This window comes from Bartonella birtlesii IBS 325, from assembly GCF_000273375.1.
In the GTDB taxonomy this organism is placed as follows: Bacteria; Pseudomonadota; Alphaproteobacteria; order Rhizobiales; family Rhizobiaceae; genus Bartonella; species Bartonella birtlesii.
This window is the reverse complement of record NZ_CM001557.1, coordinates 603688-626345: the sequence shown is the minus strand read 5'-3', so window position 1 is coordinate 626345 and position 22658 is coordinate 603688. Positions and strand designations below refer to the sequence as shown.

General features: G+C 38.7%; 19 protein-coding genes. 7 read left to right on the top strand and 12 right to left on the bottom strand.

The features are described from left to right. The first annotated feature begins 1063 nt into the window (after positions 1–1063). Positions 1064–1633 (top strand): SH3 domain-containing protein, encoded by a 570-nt coding sequence (locus QWU_RS03155; protein ID WP_006590083.1) that lies wholly within the window; start codon positions 1064–1066, stop codon positions 1631–1633. Between the two features lie 679 nt (positions 1634–2312). Here QWU_RS03155 and irrA read toward each other — a convergent pair. Then, a complete protein-coding gene (irrA, locus tag QWU_RS03150; protein ID WP_006590082.1) occupies positions 2313–2807 on the bottom strand; it encodes an iron response transcriptional regulator IrrA in 495 nt (164 codons plus the stop codon). Positions 2808–3043: 236 nt separating this feature from the next. Between irrA and fabA the strand changes: the two genes are divergently transcribed. The 3 genes from fabA to fabI are packed head-to-tail and all read left to right on the top strand — an operon-like array spanning position 3044 to position 5698. Further along, positions 3044–3553 (top strand): 3-hydroxyacyl-[acyl-carrier-protein] dehydratase FabA, encoded by a 510-nt coding sequence (fabA, locus tag QWU_RS03145; RefSeq protein ID WP_006590081.1) that lies wholly within the window; start codon positions 3044–3046, stop codon positions 3551–3553. Positions 3554–3609: 56 nt separating this feature from the next. After that, a complete protein-coding gene (fabB, locus tag QWU_RS03140; protein WP_006590080.1) occupies positions 3610–4830 on the top strand; it encodes a beta-ketoacyl-ACP synthase I in 1221 nt (406 codons plus the stop codon). A 49-nt stretch (positions 4831–4879) separates the two neighbouring features. Beyond that, positions 4880–5698: an enoyl-ACP reductase FabI gene (fabI, locus tag QWU_RS03135; RefSeq protein ID WP_006590079.1), complete on the top strand. Its 819-nt coding sequence runs from the start codon at positions 4880–4882 to the stop codon at positions 5696–5698. A gap of 208 nt (positions 5699–5906) precedes the next feature. Here fabI and gpsA read toward each other — a convergent pair whose 3' ends face one another. From gpsA to acnA, 11 genes are all read right to left on the bottom strand, one after another. Further along, complete coding sequence (gene gpsA / locus QWU_RS03125; protein ID WP_017196174.1) at positions 5907–6929, bottom strand: NAD(P)H-dependent glycerol-3-phosphate dehydrogenase; 1023 nt, start codon at positions 6927–6929, stop codon at positions 5907–5909. A 357-nt stretch (positions 6930–7286) separates the two neighbouring features. After that, complete coding sequence (gene cyoD / locus QWU_RS03120) at positions 7287–8027, bottom strand: cytochrome o ubiquinol oxidase subunit IV (RefSeq protein ID WP_017196173.1); 741 nt, start codon at positions 8025–8027, stop codon at positions 7287–7289. Then, positions 8027–8692 (bottom strand): cytochrome (ubi)quinol oxidase subunit III, encoded by a 666-nt coding sequence (locus QWU_RS03115; RefSeq protein WP_006590076.1) that lies wholly within the window; start codon positions 8690–8692, stop codon positions 8027–8029. Before QWU_RS03115 ends, cyoD begins: the two co-directional genes overlap by 1 nt. After that, entirely contained in the window at positions 8689–10707 is a 2019-nt protein-coding gene (gene cyoB / locus QWU_RS03110; RefSeq protein WP_006590075.1) for a cytochrome o ubiquinol oxidase subunit I, read from the bottom strand. The genes QWU_RS03115 and cyoB overlap by 4 nt, the downstream gene beginning before the upstream one ends. A gap of 72 nt (positions 10708–10779) precedes the next feature. Beyond that, positions 10780–11748 (bottom strand): ubiquinol oxidase subunit II, encoded by a 969-nt coding sequence (gene cyoA / locus QWU_RS03105; protein WP_017196172.1) that lies wholly within the window; start codon positions 11746–11748, stop codon positions 10780–10782. Between the two features lie 115 nt (positions 11749–11863). Further along, on the bottom strand, positions 11864–12328 hold the full coding sequence (aroQ, locus tag QWU_RS03100) for a type II 3-dehydroquinate dehydratase (RefSeq protein WP_006590073.1): 465 nt from the start codon (positions 12326–12328) through the stop codon (positions 11864–11866). A 47-nt stretch (positions 12329–12375) separates the two neighbouring features. Then, positions 12376–13509 carry a DNA replication/repair protein RecF gene (recF, locus tag QWU_RS03095; protein ID WP_006590072.1) on the bottom strand — a complete coding sequence of 378 codons (1134 nt, stop codon included), beginning with the start codon at positions 13507–13509 and terminating at the stop codon, positions 12376–12378. 20 nt (positions 13510–13529) lie between these two features. Next, on the bottom strand, positions 13530–14651 hold the full coding sequence (dnaN, locus tag QWU_RS03090; protein WP_006590071.1) for a DNA polymerase III subunit beta: 1122 nt from the start codon (positions 14649–14651) through the stop codon (positions 13530–13532). 173 nt (positions 14652–14824) lie between these two features. After that, the gene (gene dnaA, locus QWU_RS03085) at positions 14825–16390 is read right to left on the bottom strand and encodes a chromosomal replication initiator protein DnaA (protein WP_006590070.1); all 1566 of its coding nucleotides are present in this window, start codon (positions 16388–16390) and stop codon (positions 14825–14827) included. 699 nt (positions 16391–17089) lie between these two features. Then, complete coding sequence (gene rpsT, locus QWU_RS03075; RefSeq protein ID WP_006590069.1) at positions 17090–17356, bottom strand: 30S ribosomal protein S20; 267 nt, start codon at positions 17354–17356, stop codon at positions 17090–17092. 218 nt (positions 17357–17574) lie between these two features. After that, positions 17575–20262 (bottom strand): aconitate hydratase AcnA, encoded by a 2688-nt coding sequence (gene acnA / locus QWU_RS03070; RefSeq protein WP_006590068.1) that lies wholly within the window; start codon positions 20260–20262, stop codon positions 17575–17577. Positions 20263–20561: 299 nt separating this feature from the next. On the opposite strand from acnA, the gene ccmA reads away from it, so the two are divergent. From ccmA to QWU_RS03055, 3 genes are read left to right on the top strand one after another with little or no spacing between them, the layout of a single operon-like run. Further along, a complete protein-coding gene (gene ccmA, locus QWU_RS03065) occupies positions 20562–21188 on the top strand; it encodes a heme ABC exporter ATP-binding protein CcmA (RefSeq protein ID WP_006590067.1) in 627 nt (208 codons plus the stop codon). Continuing rightward, positions 21185–21853, top strand: coding sequence for a heme exporter protein CcmB (ccmB, locus tag QWU_RS03060; RefSeq protein ID WP_006590066.1), 669 nt, complete (start codon positions 21185–21187; stop codon positions 21851–21853). Before ccmA ends, ccmB begins: the two co-directional genes overlap by 4 nt. 43 nt (positions 21854–21896) lie before the next feature. Further along, a complete protein-coding gene (locus QWU_RS03055) occupies positions 21897–22652 on the top strand; it encodes a heme ABC transporter permease (RefSeq protein WP_081486162.1) in 756 nt (251 codons plus the stop codon). Positions 22653–22658: the final 6 nt, after the last annotated feature.

Genomic DNA, 22658 nt, shown 5'->3' with positions numbered 1-22658 from the left:
CATTTTTGGCTTTGTTTATTTTTTTCGTGCCCTTTTAAATTGTAGCAGTGATTTTTTCTCTATGCATCTACCCTGTAGGAGTTTTCTTAGTTTTTAGGTAACACATTGATTTATAACGGTAATACTTGTTCCGTATACTGAATGAGACCTCCAAATATTGTCAAAATTCTTTCATTTCACTCCCCCTTATCTTAAATCAATTAAAATCATCTCCTTGCATATCATAAATGCAACTGACGTATAAATATAAAAACTGTAAGAAAAGAATACAATGTCTCTTATAAAAGTTCTCAAGTGCCAAGGGCTTTTGCAGTATTGAGGGCTGGTAAATAATAAGAGTGTTCACTTGCTTCTTCATAAGTATAAAAATGGTAGAACACAATGATCTTAAGCATTCAGTCTCTTTCAAATTCCCCTCACCAAATCAAATTACGAAATATAAGCTAGCTATCATAATATACAATTGTGTTCATAAAGAATATAATACCAAACATACAATCTTTTTTCTCAATATTCATTAATGAAACAATAAATTGCATAACTTTTGGTATTTCATAACAATCTGGAATTAATAGACACTCATATAGCTCCTATGTTTATTTACCGCAATATTGTATGATCAATAAATCAGGGAGTGCTACTTTATAACCAAACTGAAAAGTTAAAAATATAAATCCCCAAAATCACCTTGTGTTTGTGAAATTATAAATTAATTCCTCCTATATTGGCTTACCCTCAATATTGCGTGCTCTTGCATTTGAATGATTCACTAATATATGTTTCATCCATTCTAAAGTTGTTTTTCGAGTTATATGCAAATCTCTTTATTGATCTGTCATTGAATATTTTTTTAATGATAATACCAATATAGCTGTGTCAGTGTTTGAAAAATAAAGCAAATATTAAGAATGTTTGAATTTTTATCTTAACTTATTCTATGAATTCTGTAATAATTTCCGTATTGTTCAGATCTCTTTAACTAGCAATATGCATAGCTTCCTTAATCAGTTCTCAATTTTTCCAGATCTTAGATTTCCAAAACGAAAAGATAAAAGGTTTAAGTGTGCGATATTATCATTGGTTCCGATTTTTAGTACTTACATCATATATCTCCACAGCGGGAGTCTTTGTACTCGGTTTCCCTAATTTTCTGCAAGCACAAACACTCAATACAAATTCTGGGCAAAATTTAGGACCAAGTGGTTTACCACTTCCACGATTTGCTTCCATTAAACCTACCCGTGTGAATGTGCGCATCGGACCGGGAAGCAATTATTCTATCATCTTTACCTATAAAAAACAGGGGCTACCTATTGAAATCATCCAAGAATATGATCAATGGCGTAAAATTCGTGATGCCGAAGGTGATGAAGGGTGGGTATACCAATCACTTCTATCGGGAAAACGAACCGCTATAACGATCCCATGGCAAAAAGATAAAACAAAAAGACTGATGCTACGCAAAAATCCTGCAGAAAATGCAAAACTTGTAGCAGAAGTAGAACCTAATGTTATTGGAAACATTCGCCAATGCAATGGACATTGGTGCGAATTAAACATCAATAATATCCGGGGCTGGCTTCATCAAGCTCAGTTATGGGGAATCTATCCTGATGAAAAAATAGAAAAATAAAAAGTTTGTAAATCTTTAAATTAAGCAAGTTTAATTTTTATTTCTTATTATTTCCTCCCATTCACTGTCTTCTCGCTCTAAAAGCAAAGAAATTCCTACCAGTACTAATCCATATACAATCGGGTTTCTCAGCATGAATTCTACGTGACTTGATCACCTATATGGTTCAATTTATAAAGTTCTATAGACAAACTCTATCCTGAATATTCGCCGCACTATTTCGAGAAAATTACACCCCTCATGCAAAATAGGACACCACAGAGTGTCGTTGTATTGACAATTCATATGCTTTTAAAAGAGGCATGTCCCAATGCTTATAACCCCATTTCACAACAATACCCATAAATGGTATAATAATACAATCATTATGCGCACCATCTTTATGCTTATAAGATGTAAGGTAATATTATCATACAATGCCAATCCTCAATATTGTTACACCCCTTGACATCTGAAAATGTTCATAAGAAGTATTTTATTATTTTCTTAAATGCTATCTCCACCCCAGCTTTGCTTATCGCGTGCAAGAATGTGATTTTAATTGTTTCAAGTTTAAAAATGATAATTTATTATAGCAAATCAATGTGCTATAATAAAAAATACTACATGTATAAAGCTTTGCCTGCCTCACATCACAATCCTAACCGATAGTATTTTACGAAGTAACTCTATTATCAGATCAGCGCTTCGGTTTTAATCGAACTATCAAATCAACATGCGAGATTTCCATACCTTCTGGTGGTTTAGGCAAATTTCCAATGATGGGAGATTCTTCTAAGTTACAAGGAATATCAAGAATGCGATTTTCACCCTCTATATAAAAATGATAATGGTCAGACGTATTGGTATCAAACCAAGTTTTCGAACCTTCTACGGCAATAATCCGTAATAATCCCGCTTCTGTAAATTGATGAAGCGTATTATAAACCGTTGCTAAAGACACAGGTACACCAGCCTTTACCGCTTCTTCATAAAGCTCCTCGGCAGCAATATGACGGTTACCTTGAGAAAAAATCATATTAGCAAGCTCTAACCGCTGACGTGTTGGTCGCAGACCATTCTGGCGTAAATGTTTCTCTAACACAGAAGTAGAATAATAACCTATAATCTGTCCACAATCTTTTGCGTCCTGTTGCTCTTCATTCAAACAAAAACTGTCTGCGCTCACTGACATATTAAAAACCACAATATATTTATATTTCTGTTCAAATTAGGTTACAATACAAGAAATAGGAACGATATGATATAATTTTATTCCATTTTTAAATCACTACTTATGTAGAATACATAAAAAACGGCTTTTGTCATTAAAAATGACATAAAATCATTTCCCTCTCCTTCAAATTTGCTCTAAAAGTAGGTTGAGGAAAAGCGCAGAAGTTTAAATATACATAAATAAATGGAGTAACAATGGCTGAACAAAAGTCTCGCTACACTTATGAAGAGCTTCTAAGCTGCTCTCGCAGCGAAATGTTTGGTAAAGGTAATGCACAATTACCAGCACCACCAATGTTGATGATTCATCGAATCACTCAAATCAGTGAAACTGGTGGTGAATATGATAAAGGAATGGTTCGAGCTGAATTTGACATTACTCCAGACCTATGGTTCTTTGATTGTCACTTTATTGGAGATCCAGTTATGCCAGGATGTCTTGGTTTAGATGGTATGTGGCAATTAACAGGTTTTTTTCTCGGTTGGTTAGGTGAAGCAGGAAAAGGGAGAGCTATTTCAACAGGTGAAGTAAAATTATCCGGTATGGTAACTCCGCAAACCAAACTTCTTGAATATGGAATAGATTTTAAACGTATTCGGCGTGGAAATTTAGTCCTAGGTATAGCTGATGGGTGGGTAAAAGCAGATGGAGAAGCTATCTATAAAGCAAGTGATTTACGTGTTGCTTTATTTAAAGAAGACTAAAGTCCTTTCCACGAAAGGGAACATTTTGTTATTCTGTATGGAACAAGGAGGTATGGATGCGTCGAGTTGTTGTAACTGGAATGGGAATTGTCTCCGCAATTGGAAATAATCCAGAGGCTGTTTTAACCAGTTTGTATGAAGCAAAATCCGGAATTTCTTATGCACCCCAATATGCTGAATTAGGTTTTCGTAGCAGGGTTTATGGTAAACCTGATGTTAATATAGAAGAATTGGTTGATCGACGTGCCTTGCGTTTTCATGGACGTGGAACTGCTTGGAATCATATCGCTATGGATCAAGCAATCGCTGATGCAGGTTTAGAACCTAATGAAATATCAAATGAACGCACAGGCATTATTATGGGCTCTGGAGGGGCTTCAACGCAATCAATTGTTGAAGCTGCTGATATTACGCGTCAAAAAGGTCCAAAACGTGTTGGTCCTTTTGTTGTACCTAAAGCAATGAGTTCTACAGCATCTGCGACGCTTGCGACTTTTTTTAAAATTAAAGGCGTGAACTATTCAATTTCCTCGGCTTGCGCTACCTCTAATCATTGTATTGGCAATGCTTATGAATTAATACAATATGGCAGGCAGGATCGTGTTTTTGCTGGTGGTTGCGAAGATCTGGATTGGACGTTATCCGTACTCTTTGATGCTATGGGTGCTATGTCCAGCAAATATAATGACACTCCAAAAAAGGCTTCACGTGCCTATGATGCCAATCGTGATGGATTTGTTATTGCTGGTGGAGCAGGTGTTTTAGTTCTTGAAGAACTCGAGCTTGCTAAAGCACGCGGTGCAAAAATCTATGGGGAAATTGTTGGATATGGTGCTACATCCGATGGGTATGATATGGTTGCTCCATCTGGTGAGGGCGCAGAACGTTGCATGCGCATGGCACTTGCAACTGTAAATAATAAAATTGACTATATTAACCCCCATGCAACAGCAACACCTGTTGGTGATCCCCCTGAAATAGAAGCTATCCGTCGTATCTTTGGAGCAGGTGATCAATGTCCACAAATTTCTGCTACAAAATCTCTGACGGGGCATTCTTTGGGTGCAGCGGGTGTTCACGAGGCAATCTATACACTGTTAATGATGAATCATGATTTTATTTGCGAAAGCGCTCATATTGAAGAACTTGATCCGGCCTTTGCCGATATGCCCATTGTTCGTGAACGTCAGGATCATCAACAACTTAATACTGTATTGTCAAATACATTTGGTTTTGGCGGTACCAATGCAACGCTCATTTTTCAACGCTATGCATAAACAGGAGTTCTTAGCTGGTTGAAAAAAGCACGGTCTTACGGAGAATAATATGAAGGGTTTGATGGAGGGCAAACGTGGCCTTATTATGGGGGTTGCGAATGACCATTCGATTGCATGGGGCATTGCATGCCAGTTAGCACAAGCAGGAGCTGAATTGGCATTTACCTACCAAGGCGATGCTTTCGGAAAGCGGGTCAAACCTCTAGCAGAACAGCTCGGTTGTAAATTGTTGCTCGAATGTGATGTTGAAAAAATTGAAAATGTTGATCGTGTTTTTGAATATCTTGAAAAAGAATGGGAAACTATTGATTTTGTTGTGCATGCCATTGGTTTTTCAGATAAAAATCAATTAAAAGGGCGCTACGTTGATGTTACAACACGTGAAAATTTTAAACGCACAATGGTTATTTCGGCTTACTCTTTTACTGAAATTGCTCAGCGGGCTGGTAGGCTTATGCCTAATGGAGGTGCGCTTTTAACACTCACCTACGGAGCGTCACAACAAGTTGTTCCTAATTACAATATCATGGGTATCGCTAAAGCTGCTTTAGAAGCTATGGTACGTTATTTAGCAGCAGATTTTGGTCCCCAAAATATTCGCGTCAATGCAATTTCAGCTGGACCTGTGAGAACTTTAGCGGGTAATGGCATTGCAGCTGCACGTGCAATTTTTTCATATCAACGCCGTAATGCCCCATTGCGCCGCACTGTAAATATTCATGAAATTGGTAAATCTGCTCTTTACCTCCTCTCTGATTTATCATCAGGTGTTACTGGTGAAATTCATTATGTTGATTCAGGCTATAATATTATGTCTATGCCAACACTTGATGAGTTAAGACAAAGCGAGGAAACACGAGGAGAATAGCTCCTTGCACTTTTAAAAGTGCAAAAATAATTTATTTTAAAAAATATGGCTTAGACAGCGGCCAAGTTTTTCATATTTAAGTTATATTGCGTAAAAAATGGGCCTCTCTTACTTTCTAATTTTGCTAGATTTTTATGCTTTATCTCATGGTTTGCATCATATACTGCAAAGTATTCTATTATATGATCACTATATCTTTTTAAACAATTTAAAAGCATACCGTATCATGTATCTCATCTTTGAGTGCTCGACCTAATAATGTATCAGCTGCTTCAACTACACTCTTATTGCAAAATAAGACTTGATAGATTTGTTCTGTAATTGGCATTTCTACCTTGATACGCCGTGCTAATCTATATACTTCTTCGGTATTTAAATAACCTTCAACAACTTGACCAACCTGTTTTTCTGCCTCTTTTATATTCATTCCTTGACCAAGCAGCATACCAAAACGGCGATTGCGCGACTGATTATCAGTACATGTCAAAACCAAATCACCTAAACCTGTCATGCCCATAAATGTGGAACGCTCAGCACCCATAGCAACACCCAAACGACTGATTTCCGCTAATCCTCGTGTGATAAGTGCTATTCGAGCATTTGACCCAAAACCCATACCGTCTGATATTCCTGCACCAATAGCAATAACATTCTTGACTGCTCCGCCTAATTGAATACCTATCATATCAGAATTTTTATAAACTCTAAAACTTTTATCACAATGAAAAAGTTTCTGTAGCTCTTCACTAAATTCAGTATCAGAAGCCGCTACCGTAATTGCTGTAGGCAAGCCATTAGCAAGCTCCTTGGCAAAAGTTGGTCCAGAAAGAACAGCTAAAGGGATTTCATCACCTAAAATTTCACGAACAACTTCTTGTAGTAAGCGTCCTGTACCATGCTCCAAACCTTTCGTTGCCCAAATAATACGTGAATGTTGATCTAAATAAGGTTGGATATTGTATAATACTTGATGAAATACATGGCTTGGAACAGCAATTAATATATCATGGCTTGCTGTTATTGCAGTTTTAAGCGAAGCCTCAGGCACTAGATTTTCAGGAAATAGAATATCGGGTAAAAATTTCTGATTGCAACGATATTTTTGTAATGCTTTAATGTGTTGAGGATTATGCCCCCAAAGTAAAACGTGATAGCCGTTACGGGCAAGAGCGATAGCTAATGCCGTGCCAAAAGAACCGGCACCAATAATTGTCGTTGAAACGGTTTTCATTAAATTTTTTAATTATTCTCTAAATTTTTTAATCTCTTATGGCTTTATTCTAACATAACAGGAAACCTTGTCAAAATTCTTATGTTCCCTTATTTTGAATTGTATAAAAATCATTTCTTATACAGTTTACAAATAGCTACTTATCTCAAGCCTCAATGAAGATTTAACTCAACTTATCTATGAACTTTTTGCTTAAAATAAAAAGCACACCTAAAATGATTCCCTTTGAATGATTATTTCCTATCCCCCTATTTATCAACTACCTTACATCCCGTAAACTTGTTTGTAATAAACACTCATAAAAAAAAGCCAATGCACTTGGCATTGGCTCTATAGATATCTTTATTCTTGGTAATTTTACTGTATAGGTGCCTGCTCTACGGAGCCCTGTGCACCTGGTACTTGTCCCACCGGCATTTCTACCCCTGGTGCTTGCTCTACAGAGCCCTGTACACCTGGTACCTGTCCTACCGGCATTTCTACCCCTGGTGCCTGCTCTACAGAGCCCTGTGCACCTGGTACTTGTCCCACCGGCATTTCTACCCCTGGTGCCTGCTCTACAGAGCCCTGTACACCTGGTACCTGTCCTACCGGCATTTCTACTCCTGGTGTCTGTTCTACGGAAGATTGTGTATTTGGTTCTTGTTCTTTGGATAGCTGAGAGTCTAATAAATGCCCTACCGGCTTTTGTGTATCTGATAATTTTTCTGTCGATACAGCGCTATCTCCACTATCTCCTTGTATCCTTTCCGGCTCAATAATACGCCCTGAACCACCCATCATATTATAATTCAAATGGGCGATAGCCCACCAAGTACCTCCAATAATAATCACAGCACAAATAACTGCAAACCATAGAGCGCTTAAATTCCATTTAGCATCTGGACCAGAATTCAAGTGTAAAAAGAAAACAATCTGCACAATAATCTGAATAATTGCCATCCCAATAAGATATGCAACCTTTGTGCTAATTGCCCAGCTCTCCATCATTCCATACATCACAGGAATAAAAGAACCTAAAGTGAAGAATACAGCTAGAATAAAGCCAATTAAATAGGAACCAGTACTGGGACTATGTGTTTCATTATGCATGCTCATTACAACGCTCCTAACAAATAAACCATGGTGAAAACACCAACCCACACAATGTCAAGTAAATGCCAGAAAATTGAAAGACATGTTAGACGTGTTTTATTATCCCGATCTAAACCGCTCCGACGTAGATGAAAAAACATCACCACCATCCAGAGAAGTCCAACACTCACATGAAGACCATGGGTACCAACCAACGCGAAAAATGCTGACCAATAAGCAGATAAAACTTCTTTTCCAAAAAGTTGTAAACCTGTTGCAGGATCAATACCAGCATAAGCACGAGGATCGTAATAAAACACCTCGCTTAAAAGCTTATGGAATTCGTAAATTTCCATTCCAATAAAGCAGCCTCCAAGCACAAAGGTAATAGCCATCCATAAACGCACACCACTGAGATTACCTTTATGTGCTTGTACCATCACAAACCCATAAGTAATTGATGACAACAATAAAATAGCAGTTTCAATCAAAACAAACTTTAAATCAATAAATTCATTGCCAGCTTTCCCTCCACCATAAGAGGCAGAAAAAACAGCAAAACTTGAAAAAAGTGTCGAAAAGAGGATCAAATCCGAAAGAATATAGACCCAAAACCCAAACGTCATTACCGAACTATTGTCGTGATGATGCTCATCAATGCAAGCATTATTCATTGCCACTGCACTCATACTGTTACTCCTTGTTCTTTAAGAACAGCTGTAAAAGTATCTTCTGTTTTTTGCACTTCTTCAGCTGAAATGTAGTAGCCATGATGATCACCTGTTAACGAGTGACACACAAGCGTTGTAACAAAACCAATCAATCCGACTGCTGCAAGCCACCAAATATGCCAAACAAGTGCAAAACCAACAACTAATGAGAAGAATCCCGCAATAATTCCAGCTGATGTATTTGACGGCATATGAATTTTTGTAAATCCACTTGTCGGACGCTGATAACCATTCTTTTTCATATTCCAATAAGCATCATCAGACCCTACCTTTGGAAGTATTGCAAAATTGTACGCAGGAGGCGGTGAAGAGGCCAACCATTCAAGAGTCCGCCCATCACCCCAAGAATCATTTACTGTTACTGGCAAGCGCCCCTTATGCTTAATACCATACCAAATTGCCAAAACAACTTGTAGTACAAAACAGAGAATACCAAGCAAAATAATACAAGCACCCACTGCAGCAATTATAAACATTGGTTGCCAACTAGGTTCCGTATAATGTTGAAGACGACGTGTCGCTCCCATTAGCCCAAGCCCATAGACAGGGAAAAAAGCAAGATAAAAACCAACAAACCAACACCAAAAAGATGCAATGCCTAGTAAGCGGTTTGGTTTATAACCAAAAACTTTTGGAAACCAAAAAGCAAGTCCGGCTAAATAAGCGAAAACAACGCCTCCAATAATCGTATGGTGGAAATGCGCTATCAAAAATAGCGAATTATGAAACTGCCAATCAGCAGGCACAATGGATAATAGAACACCCGTTAATCCACCACCAACAAAAGTAAAGATCATCCCCATGCACCAAAGCATAGGAGGTTCAAAGCGAATCCGACCTTTATACATCGTTAGCAGCCAATTAAAGACTTTTACACCTGTTGGAACTGCGATGATCATCGTAGCAATACTAAAGAAAGTATTTACAGCTTCACCCCCACCCATTGTGAAGAAATGATGCCCCCAAACAAGAAGCGATAGAATTAAAATAACCAACATTGCCCATACCATTGAAGTATAACCAAAGAGGCGTTTTGAAGAAAAAGTTGAAACAACTTCAGACACAATGCCAAAAGCAGGGACAACCAAAACATACACTTCAGGATGGCCAAAAACCCAAACATAGTTAATCCACACCATTGGATTTCCGCCACCAACATTGGTAAAGAAATTCATATCTAAATAACGATCACATGCCAAGAGTGCAAATGTTACAGTCAAAACAGGATAAATAACTACAATAAGAACATTGCTGACAAAAGCACTCCAACAAAAAACAGGCATTCTCATCATTGTCATTCCAGGAGCACGCATTTTAATTATCGTTGCAATAAAATTCACTGCTCCCATTGTTGTTGCAATACCAGAAAGCTGAAGTGACCATAAATAATAATCTACTCCTGTATCTGGACTCGTTTGCAACTCTGTGAAAGGTGGATACATCAACCAACCACCACGACCAAAATTTCCAATACCGAGTGATATGTTAATCAGTACGGCTCCCGCAGCTGTAATCCAAAAACCCAAATTATTTGCAAAAGGAAAAGCAACATCACGAGCACCAATTTGAAGTGGTATAAGATAATTGAAAAGACCAAATAAAATCGGCGTAGCCATGAAGAAAATCATTATGGTGCCATGGGCCGAAAAAATCTGATCAAAATGCTCAGGAGGTAAATAACCCGCTGTCTCGCCTCCAAGAGCTAAAGCCTGATGCGTTCGCATCATAATTGCATCCGCGAAACCGCGAACGAGCATAATAATACCAAGAACGATGTACATAATGCCAATGCGCTTATGGTCAACTGTTGTAATCCAATTTCGCCATAAAACTCCCCACCATCCAAGTACTGTCAAAGCAAGAACAGCAATTAAACCACCAACTACAATCGCAATACATGTGTACAAAACGATCGGTTCATGTGCAAGTGCATGAAAAGCACCAGCAGTAGGATCTGTAAGTCTTCCAAACATTTCTTAACCCGTATCAGATAAATTTCATTTCAAAGAGACCTTATATTTAAGGTCTCTTTCTCACTTGATGCCCTAAATAACATCAGGATCAAAAACAGAACAAAGTGCACCCCAAAGCGTCTGAGCAGCAGCACGCTTCATTAAGTCTTCATTACACACCGTATTCTCATCAACGCATCGATTAACAATCCGGTAGTAGAGGCGCTTCTCAACGGGTGCAAAATAACGTACCTCTGCATCCTTTTCCTTCGCAGCAATATCGCCCATACGAGGCGCAATAGAAAGCTGACGATAAGATGCACGATCAAGAACTTGACCCTGAGCTCGAGCTTTAGCAATCCAATTATCAAAATCCTGCAAAGATACAGAATGCCATTGAAACCGCATCCCTGCAAAGCCATCACCACTGTAATTTGCCGAGGTTCCTTTGAATACTCCCTGCTTATCAGCTACCAAATGCAATTTAGCATTCATCTGCGGCATAGCGTAAAGAACTGTACCCAGTTTTGGTACCCAAAAAGCATTAAGAGAACTCTCTGACGTTATCTGCAATAAAACCTGACGACCTTTAGGCGCGTAAATTTCATTGATTGATGCAATATTGTATTCAGGATAAATAAAGAGCCATTTCCAATCAACAGCCACAACATCCACTTGCAATGGTTTTTCTTCACCAACGACTTCTATTGGAAGTGGATTTTCTGGTTCAAGCTTATAGGTGTAATAGGATGTCAACGCACCCAAAACCATCACGATAACAATTGGAATACTCCACATAAATGCTTCAATTTTATTTGAATGCCCCCACTCAGGTAAATACTCAGCTGTATTCGATGCACGATATTTAATAGCTAAAAATACCACACTCACCATCACTGGAATCACAACACAAAGCATAACAGCAACACAAATCACAATTAAAATAAGCTGTTGCCGCGCAACATATCCTGCCGGGTGAAGAACGTCCCACTTACAACCAGATAAAAGCAACACCACCCCGAAAATTACGAGCATCTTTATTTGTTTAACAAAGTTTCTCATTTCACCTGCCCCATCATACTTACCAGAGATTGCCACTGAAAAATGACAAAATCTTAATAATATGCTTACCTATTTAAAAAGAATTATCAAGTAAATTCAAATATCCTCATCAATATTATACAAGTTTTGTTCCGTCTATACCAAATTTAAGCTTTTTAGCGATATATTCAAGCGCAAGCCAATATCCATCACCTCCACAACCGACAATAGCTGCATCTACAGCTGTTAATGTATAAGAATGGTGACGAAAAACTTCACGCTGATAAATATGAGATAAATGAACCTCTACTTTTATCCCTGTAAACATTTTTAAAGCATCAAGAATTGCAACAGATGTGTGACCATAAGCAGCGGGATTGATAATCAACCCCGCACTCACTCCAATCGCTTCCTGTATCCACTCTACCAATTGCCCCTCATAGTTACTTTGATGAAAATGCACTATTATACCAGCTCTTGTTGCCCATTTTTTGCAAAGTTTTTCAATATCTTTTAGAGTTTCAGTTCCGTAAATTTTTGGCTCACGTTTTCCGAGAAAATTTAAATTAGGACCATTTAAGACCGTTATAATTGTAGACATAATAAGCCTCTTCTTCTCGACTATCATTTAAAAAATTTAGCAAATTTTTACTGCAATAAAGCCCCATCCTTAATCTCAAAAAACTCCGCACGTCCTTTTAAAGCGTCAAATAAAATGCGATCTGTTCCTGTCATAAATGTTTGCCCCCCCAAATCATCAAGAATATCAAATAAAGCAGCACGCCGATAAGAATCAAGATGCGCTGCCATTTCATCAAGAAGAAGAATAGGAGCTCTCTCTGACATCATGCCTGTTAAACGCGCATGACACAAAACCAAACCTGTCAAAAGTGCCTTCTGCTCACCCGTTGAACAAGATGTTGCAGCCATATTTTTATCAGCATAAAAAACTTGCAAATCTGTGCGATGCGGTCCTTCTAATGTCCGCCCAGCAGCACGATCTATTATACGGTTATGCCGTAACCGGTGAAAAAACTGTTCTTCAACCTCAACCGCTGACAGTTTACTTAGAGCTGTTTCTAAACAACCATCAATTTGCAAAAAAGCCCGTGGAAAAACTATCTGAGACGACATTTGTGCAGACATATCATTTAGGAGTCGAATTATATCAATACGTGCCGCAGCAATAGCTGTTGCCAACTCTGCCATCTGCTTTTCTAAAGCATCAAACCAAGCATAATCTTCATTTCCATCCAAAAATAAACGGTTACGCGCACGCATAGCCCTATCATAATCAGCTATGCGACGACTATGTGAAGAATCAATCGCCAAAACCATACGGTCTAAAAAACGGCGACGCTCAAGTGAAGGACCTGTAAAAAGCCCATCCATAGAAGGAGTCAGAATACTCATATGACAGTAATCTGTTAAGCCATCACCTGTCTCATTCACACCATTAATGTGTATTTTGCGGCTGTTATCACCAATTTCTAAAGCTGTACCAATATTCACTTCGCCATAAAGAGCACATTCAAGACGTGCAAAGACAACAAACCCTTCACCTCTACCACCTGCAAAGCTAATATCAGAATAAGCCACTCGCCTTAAACCACGACCAGGAGAAAGAAAAGATAGCGCCTCTAAAAGATTTGTCTTACCAGCACCATTGTGACCAGTAAAAACAACATGCTGACCCGAAAAATGAATTTTTAAGGAAGAATAATTACGATAACGTAAAAGCCCCAGCTGTCTCACTGCCACTTTGTGCACATGACCAGCCATGCATTGCAAAATACCTACCCCTAAACGCGAACGGGCATCAGTACATAAAGCACCTCTGCGTTATTATTATCACGAATGAGAGCTGGTGCTACAGCATCTGACAACATAAAAACCATCTCATCACTTGAAAGTTGCCCAGCGATATCCAAAAGATAACGTGAATTAAACCCTATTTCAAGTGGTTCTGATGTATAAGTTGCCGCTAATTGATCCTCCGCACTACCCGAATCAGGATTATTCACGACAAGCTTTAATTGCCCATGCTCAATTGTCAATTTTACCGCACGCCCACGGTCATTCGAAATTGTTGAAACACGGTCAACAGCAGAAGAAAAATCCTGTCTATTGACAATCAATTTTCTATCATTTCCAAGGGGAATAACGCGTTGATAATCTGGAAATGTTCCATCAACTAACTTTGATGTAAAAACCACTGAACCTAAAGAAAAACGAATCTTTGTCTCTGAGAGTTCGATACATACATCACCATCAATTTCTTCTGAAAGAAGCTTTTGCAACTCCCCTACAGCCTTACGAGGAATAATAACACCTGGCATGCCATCAACACCTGAGGGGGCCTCCATATCAACCTGTGCCAAACGGTGGCCATCAGTTGCAACCAAACGCAATTTTAAAACATCGTCATGCACAATATGAAAATAAATGCCATTAAGATAATAACGTGTTTCTTCAGTAGAGATAGCAAATTGCGTACAATCAAGCAAATGCTTTAACTTCGATGCCGATAGAAAAAAACGGCAACCAAACTGACCAGGAAGAGACTCTGGAAAATCTATTTTCGGAAGACATTGAAGCTGAAAATGTGTACAACCTGAAACAATAGACATAGCACTTGCTTGATTCTCATCAACTGACAAGACAATCTCACTACCATCAGGAAGTTTTCGAACTATATCATACAATAAATATGCTGGAACAGTTATTGCCCCTGCTTTTTCAATATTGACTGTAAAAGATTCTGTAACTTCTAAATCAAGATCCGTTGCTTTTAATTGCACACTCCCATTTTCTGCATCAATTAATACATTAGATAAAATAGGAACGGTATTTCGTCGTTCCACCACACGGTGAACACGACCAAGAGATTTAAAAAACTGACTGCGATCAACGGTAATACGCATAAAATCTCCGTTATAATTTACAAAAAACTATAGAAATAACCTATCCCCTTAAGAATCATCTACCGGATTCTATTTAAGCTCTTTTAAAATGGCAAGTGACTCTCTATAAAAAAGAACGCTCTTATCTCTTCCCCTACAATACTTCTCTCAAAATCAAAAAAAGACTGTAAATACTATGCAGCCTGTTCGCCAATCAACCGCTTAAGTAACTCAAGCTCTTTGGCCAATGTCTGATCACCACAAATTAAATCTTCAATTTTACGGACAGCATGTAAAACTGTCGTATGATCACGACCACCAAAACGACGCCCAATTTCTGGCAGTGAGCGAGGTGTTAACATTTTTGCTAAATACATAGCAACTTGTCGCGGCTTTACAACTGTACGGGTCCGGCGATTAGACAACAAATCCTGTTTAGAAACATTATAATGGCGCGCAACTGTGCGTTGAATTTCTTCGATCCGAATACGCTTAGGCTCCCCAGAGCGTGTCAAATGACCTAATAACTCATCAATTCGCTCTAGAGATAAATCTGATTCAAATGATTGGCGGAACAAGAGTTGATTGAATGCCCCTTCAATATCACGTCCCGACCCTAAAACTGTTCTAGCAATATACTCCAGAATATCATCAGAAATTGAAAGCATGCTATCATCTTGTTGTGCAACCTTCAATCGCTGCTGCAACATTTTCAAACGCATTTCATAATCTGGTGCTTCAATTTCAAGAGCAACCCCTCCTTGAAGACGCGACCGAACGCGAAGATCAAGTGATTCTAATTCTGCTGGTGGACGATCTGCAGCAACAACAACTTGTTTGGCACTATCAAGCAACATATTAAGTAAATGACAAAATTCGTGCTGAATCGACTTGCCCTGCAAAAACTGCATATCATCAATAATGAGAAGATCGATATCACGAAGCTGCTCTTTAAAAGAAAGAGCATCATTATCACGAATAGCTGTTGCAAAGCGCCACATAAAATATTCAGCAGTCAAATAAATAACCCGTGCAGGTGTTAAACGTTTCAACGCTGCAGCTGCAATAGCTTGCAGTAAATGTGTTTTCCCTAAACCAACAGATGCATGAACAAAAAGAGGATTAAATCTTAAGGCACTTTTATGCCCTTCTGCAATCGAACGTGCAGCCGCTAAAGCAACACGATTAGAAGAACCCTCTACAAAATTTTCAAAATTATAGCGAGAATCAAGTGGTGAACCAAAAACTCCTGTTTGAACACTCTTGACAGGATTCTCTGTATAACTCTCAACAAAGGATGGAGTTGTTTGCTCCTCCAGAACCATAGGTGCTGTATTTGTTTTACAGACAACCCCTCCAGAAACACGTTTCATACCACGAACAATAACCTCAACGCGAAGAATAGCTGAATTCTCTTGTTTCCATAAATTTGTTAAAAGAGAACCATAGTGATTATTAATCCATGAGCGTAAAAACGCTGTAGGAACAGAGAGCTTTACAAGATTACGGCTATATTCGGCAAGCTTTACACGACCAAACCAACTCGTATAAGCCTCAATACCAACCTGCACCTTTAACTGTGCCATCACGCGCACAAAAGCTGCTTCACCCTCCTCCTGTGAAATGATAGGAGACTCTCCAGAACCATTTTTACTCACTGCTCCACCACTATCCGTCATCTTTATTATTTTTTCTGCCGACAGGATATTTACCGAAACCCTTTTAAAGGAATTAGCTTTAGAGTTCAATTTATCCACCATCTTTCATCCTGATAAAAATAAAAATCCGTTATGCCAAACAACTAAAAATCAACTTAGAAAAGGCAAAACACCCTACCCCAAACAAGATTACTTATCCTCCCCTAGGATAGTCTCATTACAACCCCACCAACAAAGATGACCAATAAGATTTACTTGCACTGATGACATGCTCCATTCTTCTAAAATGGAAAACATACCACCTGAGAAAACTAAAAAAACTGTTAGAAAATCTATCCAACATGAGAGCCCATAACAGCCTAAACAAAAGCATCTTACACTCAATGTAACACAGGATAACAAACTGATGTGAACCCTGCCTTCTTTTAGTTTCTGCGAGAACCATACAAAACAGCAGAGGTAAAATGCAAGAGGTCAAAATAAAATCAAAAGTGCCTATAAACCCGTTTATATAAATGAGAAATGAGAAAAATAATTGATTCAATTCATTTTTTTTCTCTAAATTTACTCATAATTATAAAATCCTTTTGGATTAAAAAAAAAAATAAATGTGCTTGACAAAAAAGACTCTGTAAAAATCCACAAAGCTTGTGGATAACCATACAAACTCTATAAACCTTCTTCTCTTTGTTATGAAAGGAATCACCGCTGATTCCCTTGCTTAAAAAGTAGAATCTTTATGAAAAAGAAAAAACCAGCACCTACGGATGCTGGTTTAATTTTTAATAAAATGGGAAAAATTTAAACGCTAAGCTCTTTCAAACGCTTTGCCAAACGCGAAACTTTTCGCGCAGCAGCATTTTTATGAAAAACCCCCTTGGAAACAGCACGCATAATTTCAGGTTCAAAATTCTTAAATGCCATTTCCGCAGATGCCTTATCACCACCAGCTAAAGCATCATCAAATTTACGCATAAAAGTACGAACGCGCGAACGACGAGCCTTGTTAACCTGCGTACGCGCTACAACTTTGCGCACCGCTTTTCGAGCGGAAGGTGTATTTGCCATAAATATCTCTCTCTTTCAACGCATCGGATAGGGGCAGCCTCAATAATACTACCAATCCAAATAAATCCAATTTAAGCAATACTATAAAGCTGCTAATAACTGGTCGTTCTATAACGCAATCCTTAATCCCACGTCAATCAAATTTTCAAAGGTGAGCATAAAAAACGAAGCTTAATACTTTAATCGTTTAAAGACTCTCTTCAACGCATAAATACAATTCAAATTGCCAAATTACGCAAAACATATTGCAAAATTCCACCGTGACGTAAATAATCTAGCTCATCTTCAGTATCAACACGGCACAATAATGAAACAGTTTTTACCTTTCCATCAGAAAAAGTAATTGTGGCAATCGTATTTTGGCGAGGTTTCAAATTATGAATTCCTTCAATTGTTACCTTTTCATTTCCCTTTAAGCCTAAAGATTTCCAACTCGTCCCCTCTTCAAACACAAAAGGAACAATTCCCATACCAACAAGATTAGAACGATGAATCCGCTCAAAAGATTGAGCAATCACCGCTCTTACACCAAGAAGACTGGTGCCCTTAGCTGCCCAATCACGGGATGACCCATTACCGTATTCAATACCGGCAAAAACAACAAGCGGAACACCTTCTCTTTTATACGCCATTGCTGCATCATAAATTGCTTGCTCTACTCCTGACGGATAATGAATTGTATAGCCTCCTTCACGACCGTTTTCCCCTAACATGAAATTACGAATACGAATATTGGCAAAGGTTCCACGCATCATTACTTCATGATTCCCACGACGCGTTCCATATTGGTTAAAATCAACCACTTTAACTCCATGATCTGTTAAATATTTACCAGCAGGAGAATCAATCTTAATGGAACCAGCAGGAGAAATATGATCCGTCGTGATTTTATCACCAAACAAACCTAAAATCCGTGCATCCTTAATATCTGGTAAAATATCAGGGACTTTTCGCATATCCTCAAAATATGGTGGATTCCGTACATATGTCGATTGTTCATCCCAAGAATAAGTAGCCCCTGTTGGAACTTGGACTTCTTGCCAATTTTCGTCTCCTTTAAATACATCGGCATATTTTGCGGCAAAAATCTTACGCGTCACATTTTTTTCGATAAATGCCTGTATTTCTTGAGAAGTTGGCCAAATGTCTTTCAAGTAGACTGGTTGACCGTCTGAATCTTCTCCAAGGGGTTCTTTCGTTAAATCTTTACGCACCGTTCCTGCTAACGCATGTGCAACAACCAATGGTGGTGAAGCTAAATAATTCGCCTGTACATCAGGTGATACACGCCCTTCAAAATTACGATTTCCTGAAAGAACCGCAGCAGCGATTAAACTATTATCATTAATCGTTTTGGAAATAGCAGGCAATAAAGGACCAGAATTTCCAATACATGTCGTGCAACCAAATCCTACTAAATTAAATCCTAGGGCATTCAAATCTTTCTGCAGACCGGAATTGATAAGGTAAGCTTCAACAACTTGCGAGCCAGGAGCAAGAGAAGTCTTAACCCACGGTTTGCTCTTAAGACCTTTCGCTATAGCATTACGCGCCAAAAGACCTGCAGCAATCAGAACACTTGGATTGGATGTATTCGTACAAGAAGTAATTGCAGCAATCACCACATCGCCATGACCAAGATCATATCTCTCACCCTCAACTTGATAACGTTCATCTTGCTCTGAAGTTTTCTTATAGTCCTCACTCAAAGCCTTTTCAAAACCTTGCCCAACACTTTCCAATGCAATACGCCCTTCCGGACGTTTAGGCCCTGCCATAGAAGGCACAACAGTTCCCATATCTAATTCTATTGTATCAGTAAAAATAGGATCGACGATCATTTCGTCATGCCACATCCCTTGTGCTTTGGAATAAGTTTCTACTAGAGCAATTCGACTTTCATCACGCCCTGTCATGTTGAGATAGCGCACGGTTTCCTTATCAATTGGGAAAAAACCACATGTTGCACCATATTCGGGTGCCATATTCGCAATCGTCGCCCGATCGGCAAGCGTCATGTGCTCCAGACCTGGACCAAAAAACTCAACAAACTTACCAACAACACCCTTCTTGCGTAGAATTTGTGTTACTGTCAACACTAAATCAGTAGCCGTCACGCCTTCTTTAAGTTTCCCTGTTAAACGGAAACCAATCACTTCAGGTAACAACATAGAAACAGGCTGCCCTAACATTGCCGCTTCAGCTTCAATACCGCCAACACCCCAACCTAAAACGCCTAAACCATTCACCATAGTCGTATGTGAATCAGTTCCCACACAGGTATCAGGATAAACCGTCTGATACCCCCCTTCATCCTTTAGCCACACACATTGCGCTAAATATTCTAGATTAACCTGATGGCAAATTCCCGTCCCCGGAGGCACAACACGAAAATTTTGAAATGCTTGCTGCCCCCATTTCAGAAAACGATAGCGTTCACTATTACGTTCATATTCATGCTCAACATTTTCCTTGAAAGCCATAGGATTGCCAAAATGATCAACGATAATTGAATGATCAATGATAAGATCAACGGGAATAAGAGGGTTGATTTTTTCAGCATTTCCTCCGAGATTGACCATAGCGTCGCGCATTGCAGAAAGATCAACAACGGCGGGGACTCCTGTGAAGTCTTGCATAAGGATGCGTGCGGGGCGATAAGCGATTTCTGCACCGGCACTGCCTTTATTGTTTAGCCATTTGGCAACATTTAAAATGTCCTCTTTTTTAACCGTACGACCATCTTCAAAGCGCAATAAGTTCTCGAGAATCACTTTCATTGAAAATGGTAAACGAGAAATACCGTTTAGTCCGTTTTTTTCCGCTTCGATCAAGCTATAATAAATGTACTCTTTGTCACAAATATTTAAAGTTCTGCGACAATTAAAACTGTCAATCTGAGTCATGACTGTCCACCCTCATACTACAAACCACCCAATTCCCTGGAATGAACAACACAAACTACGAGTCAAGGTCGTAGCTTGAGTGCAGACGCAATCACCTCCGCCATCCATTTCCCCCTTTACCTTTTCATCGGTAAATTCAGAAATCGGCGCCAAAAACCGTTCTCCACCAGATCTTGATGTAACAGATGCTTTATAAAACTATTTCTAGAACTATTCTAGGTACAATTACATAAAAAACATGTTTTTTTATCTTATCATGTAATAAAAGTGGCGAAAATAAAAGCAAAATGGATAAACACATGGTATTATCAGGCACAGATTTAGCAGCACACAGAAACGAAGAGATTCTGTTTCAAGGTCTTTCTTTTTGTATACTCCCACAGCAACTTATGACAATCATTGGGCCAAATGGAATTGGGAAATCTACATTACTACGAATCATTGTTGGGCTTCTTAAAGCTACAGAGGGTAATGTTGTACTTAAAAATCAAGAACAAACATACCCTGTAGCAACTGCATGCCATTATCTTGGTCCCCAAAATGCTATGAAACCTCACTTATCTGTCATCGATAATCTACAATTTTGGTCAGCATTTTATGGACAACATTTATACCATCCTCATGAAGCTCTTGCCGACGTAGGTCTTTCTAATCTTGAACACTTACCCTTCAATATTCTGTCAACTGGACAAAAAAGACGTGTAGCCATTGCCCGCCTTTTGCTCTCTTATCGTCCTATCTGGATTTTAGATGAACCACTATTAGGGGTTGATAGCCATGCTCAAATCCTTCTTTCTCATATTTTTCAGCGCCATCTAAACCAAGGTGGTATGATTATTGCTGCAACCCATAATCCCCTTGGTATTCCAGAAAATCATAAAATTATTCTGCAAAAATTCTTACCTCCCTTGGAGATCAGCAAATGAAAGCACTGTTTTTGCGGGACTTCAAATTAACCTTAGCACCACAAGCCTCTTCATTAACAGGGCTTTTATTTTTTATCGCTGTTATTATGATAACGCCCTTTGCCATTGGACCAAATCCTAAAATTCTTGCACAAATAGGTCCTGGTATATTGTGGTTTGGAGCTCTTCTCGCAGGGCTTCTCAATCTCAATAAGCTCTTTCAAGTTGATCATGATGATGGAAATCTTGATCAATTCATTCTTTTTGGACAAAGGAAAAGTTTTACGCTGATTATATTGATCAAATGCTTAGCTCATTGGGTGGGAACCATGCTTCCTCTTATTGCTGCTACTCCAATTTTAGCATTCATGCTCCATTTAGATGCAGTGACAATTTTTACAACAATACTTACCCTTCTCTGTGGAACACCTGCTATTATTTTCATTGGCGCTATAGGAGCAGCCCTTGCAACGTCATTGTCACACAGCACTCTTCTTGTTTTTATCATCATCTTACCATGGATCATTCCAATCATGATTTTTGGTGTTTCAGCTGCTACAGCACCAACAAATCCAAATGTTTCTTTTTTTACTTCCCTGACTCTTCTTATTGCCTTTTCACTTCTTTTGAGTCTTTTTAGTTCTTTTGTTGCCGCTATAACCCTCAAGCTTTTATCAGAGGAGTAAAAGATGATTGCCGTACAGCAAAACTCTGCTTATTATAAATTTCATGAATGAAATATCTTGTATACATAAAATGAAGTTACTCCCCGTCAGTTTAACCCGTTTTATGGAAATCAGTCGCATCGTTTTGCCTTGGTTAACTGGTATGATATTGTGCCTTCTTATCTTAGGATTTATTCTGATTATGCATTCTCCTGATGACTATCAGCAAGGCATCACTGTTAAGATTATGTATATTCATGTACCTTTTGCATGGCTTTCCACATTTTGTTATATCATCATAAGTGTCGCTGCTTTAGGAAGTCTGATCAGGAGGTATCATCTTGCTGATGTAGCACTGAAATGTGGGGCACCCATTGGAGCAACCTTTACAGCCTTGGCACTGGTGACAGGTGCCCTTTGGGGGCGACCCACATGGGGAACATGGTGGGTATGGGATGCTCGATTAACATCGGTTTTGATCCTGTTTTTTATCTATCTTGCTATTATTATGCTTGCTCGTGCTTTTCATAATCAAGCAAAAGCTGCGCGTGCCACAGCAATTCTTACACTTGTTGGGTTGATAAATATCCCTATTATCAAATTTTCCGTTAATTGGTGGAATACACTCCATCAATCCGCATCGCTTTTACGTTTAGGAGGACCAACAATCGAGCGTGCCATGTTATGGCCTCTTATAACGATGATATTTTGTTTTAGTTTTATGTTTATTTGGCTTTATTTGATGGCTATGCGCAACGAAATCAATAGTCGTTATATCCAAATACTTCAGATAAAAAAAGCCCGTCGTGCGCAACATTAGGAATCT

Bases quoted from the DNA above. Each gene is read 5' to 3' on its own strand.
- QWU_RS03115 (WP_006590076.1), bottom strand. From the start codon at position 8,692: ATGAGTGCAGTGGCAATGAATAATGCTTGCATTGATGAGCATCATCAC.
- irrA (WP_006590082.1), bottom strand. From the start codon at position 2,807: ATGTCAGTGAGCGCAGACAGTTTTTGTTTGAATGAAGAGCAACAGGAC.
- recF (WP_006590072.1), bottom strand. From the start codon at position 13,509: ATGGCTGGTCATGTGCACAAAGTGGCAGTGAGACAGCTGGGGCTTTTA.
- fabA (WP_006590081.1), top strand. From the start codon at position 3,044: ATGGCTGAACAAAAGTCTCGCTACACTTATGAAGAGCTTCTAAGCTGC.
- ccmA (WP_006590067.1), top strand. From the start codon at position 20,562: ATGGTATTATCAGGCACAGATTTAGCAGCACACAGAAACGAAGAGATT.
- cyoD (WP_017196173.1), bottom strand. From the start codon at position 8,027: ATGAGCATGCATAATGAAACACATAGTCCCAGTACTGGTTCCTATTTA.
- ccmB (WP_006590066.1), top strand. From the start codon at position 21,185: ATGAAAGCACTGTTTTTGCGGGACTTCAAATTAACCTTAGCACCACAA.
- dnaA (WP_006590070.1), bottom strand. From the start codon at position 16,390: ATGGTGGATAAATTGAACTCTAAAGCTAATTCCTTTAAAAGGGTTTCG.
- QWU_RS03055 (WP_081486162.1), top strand. From the start codon at position 21,897: ATGAATGAAATATCTTGTATACATAAAATGAAGTTACTCCCCGTCAGT.
- dnaN (WP_006590071.1), bottom strand. From the start codon at position 14,651: ATGCGTATTACCGTTGATCGCAGTCAGTTTTTTAAATCTCTTGGTCGT.
- acnA (WP_006590068.1), bottom strand. From the start codon at position 20,262: ATGACTCAGATTGACAGTTTTAATTGTCGCAGAACTTTAAATATTTGT.
- fabB (WP_006590080.1), top strand. From the start codon at position 3,610: ATGCGTCGAGTTGTTGTAACTGGAATGGGAATTGTCTCCGCAATTGGA.
- gpsA (WP_017196174.1), bottom strand. From the start codon at position 6,929: ATGAAAACCGTTTCAACGACAATTATTGGTGCCGGTTCTTTTGGCACG.
- rpsT (WP_006590069.1), bottom strand. From the start codon at position 17,356: ATGGCAAATACACCTTCCGCTCGAAAAGCGGTGCGCAAAGTTGTAGCG.
- fabI (WP_006590079.1), top strand. From the start codon at position 4,880: ATGAAGGGTTTGATGGAGGGCAAACGTGGCCTTATTATGGGGGTTGCG.
- cyoA (WP_017196172.1), bottom strand. From the start codon at position 11,748: ATGAGAAACTTTGTTAAACAAATAAAGATGCTCGTAATTTTCGGGGTG.
- aroQ (WP_006590073.1), bottom strand. From the start codon at position 12,328: ATGTCTACAATTATAACGGTCTTAAATGGTCCTAATTTAAATTTTCTC.
- cyoB (WP_006590075.1), bottom strand. From the start codon at position 10,707: ATGTTTGGAAGACTTACAGATCCTACTGCTGGTGCTTTTCATGCACTT.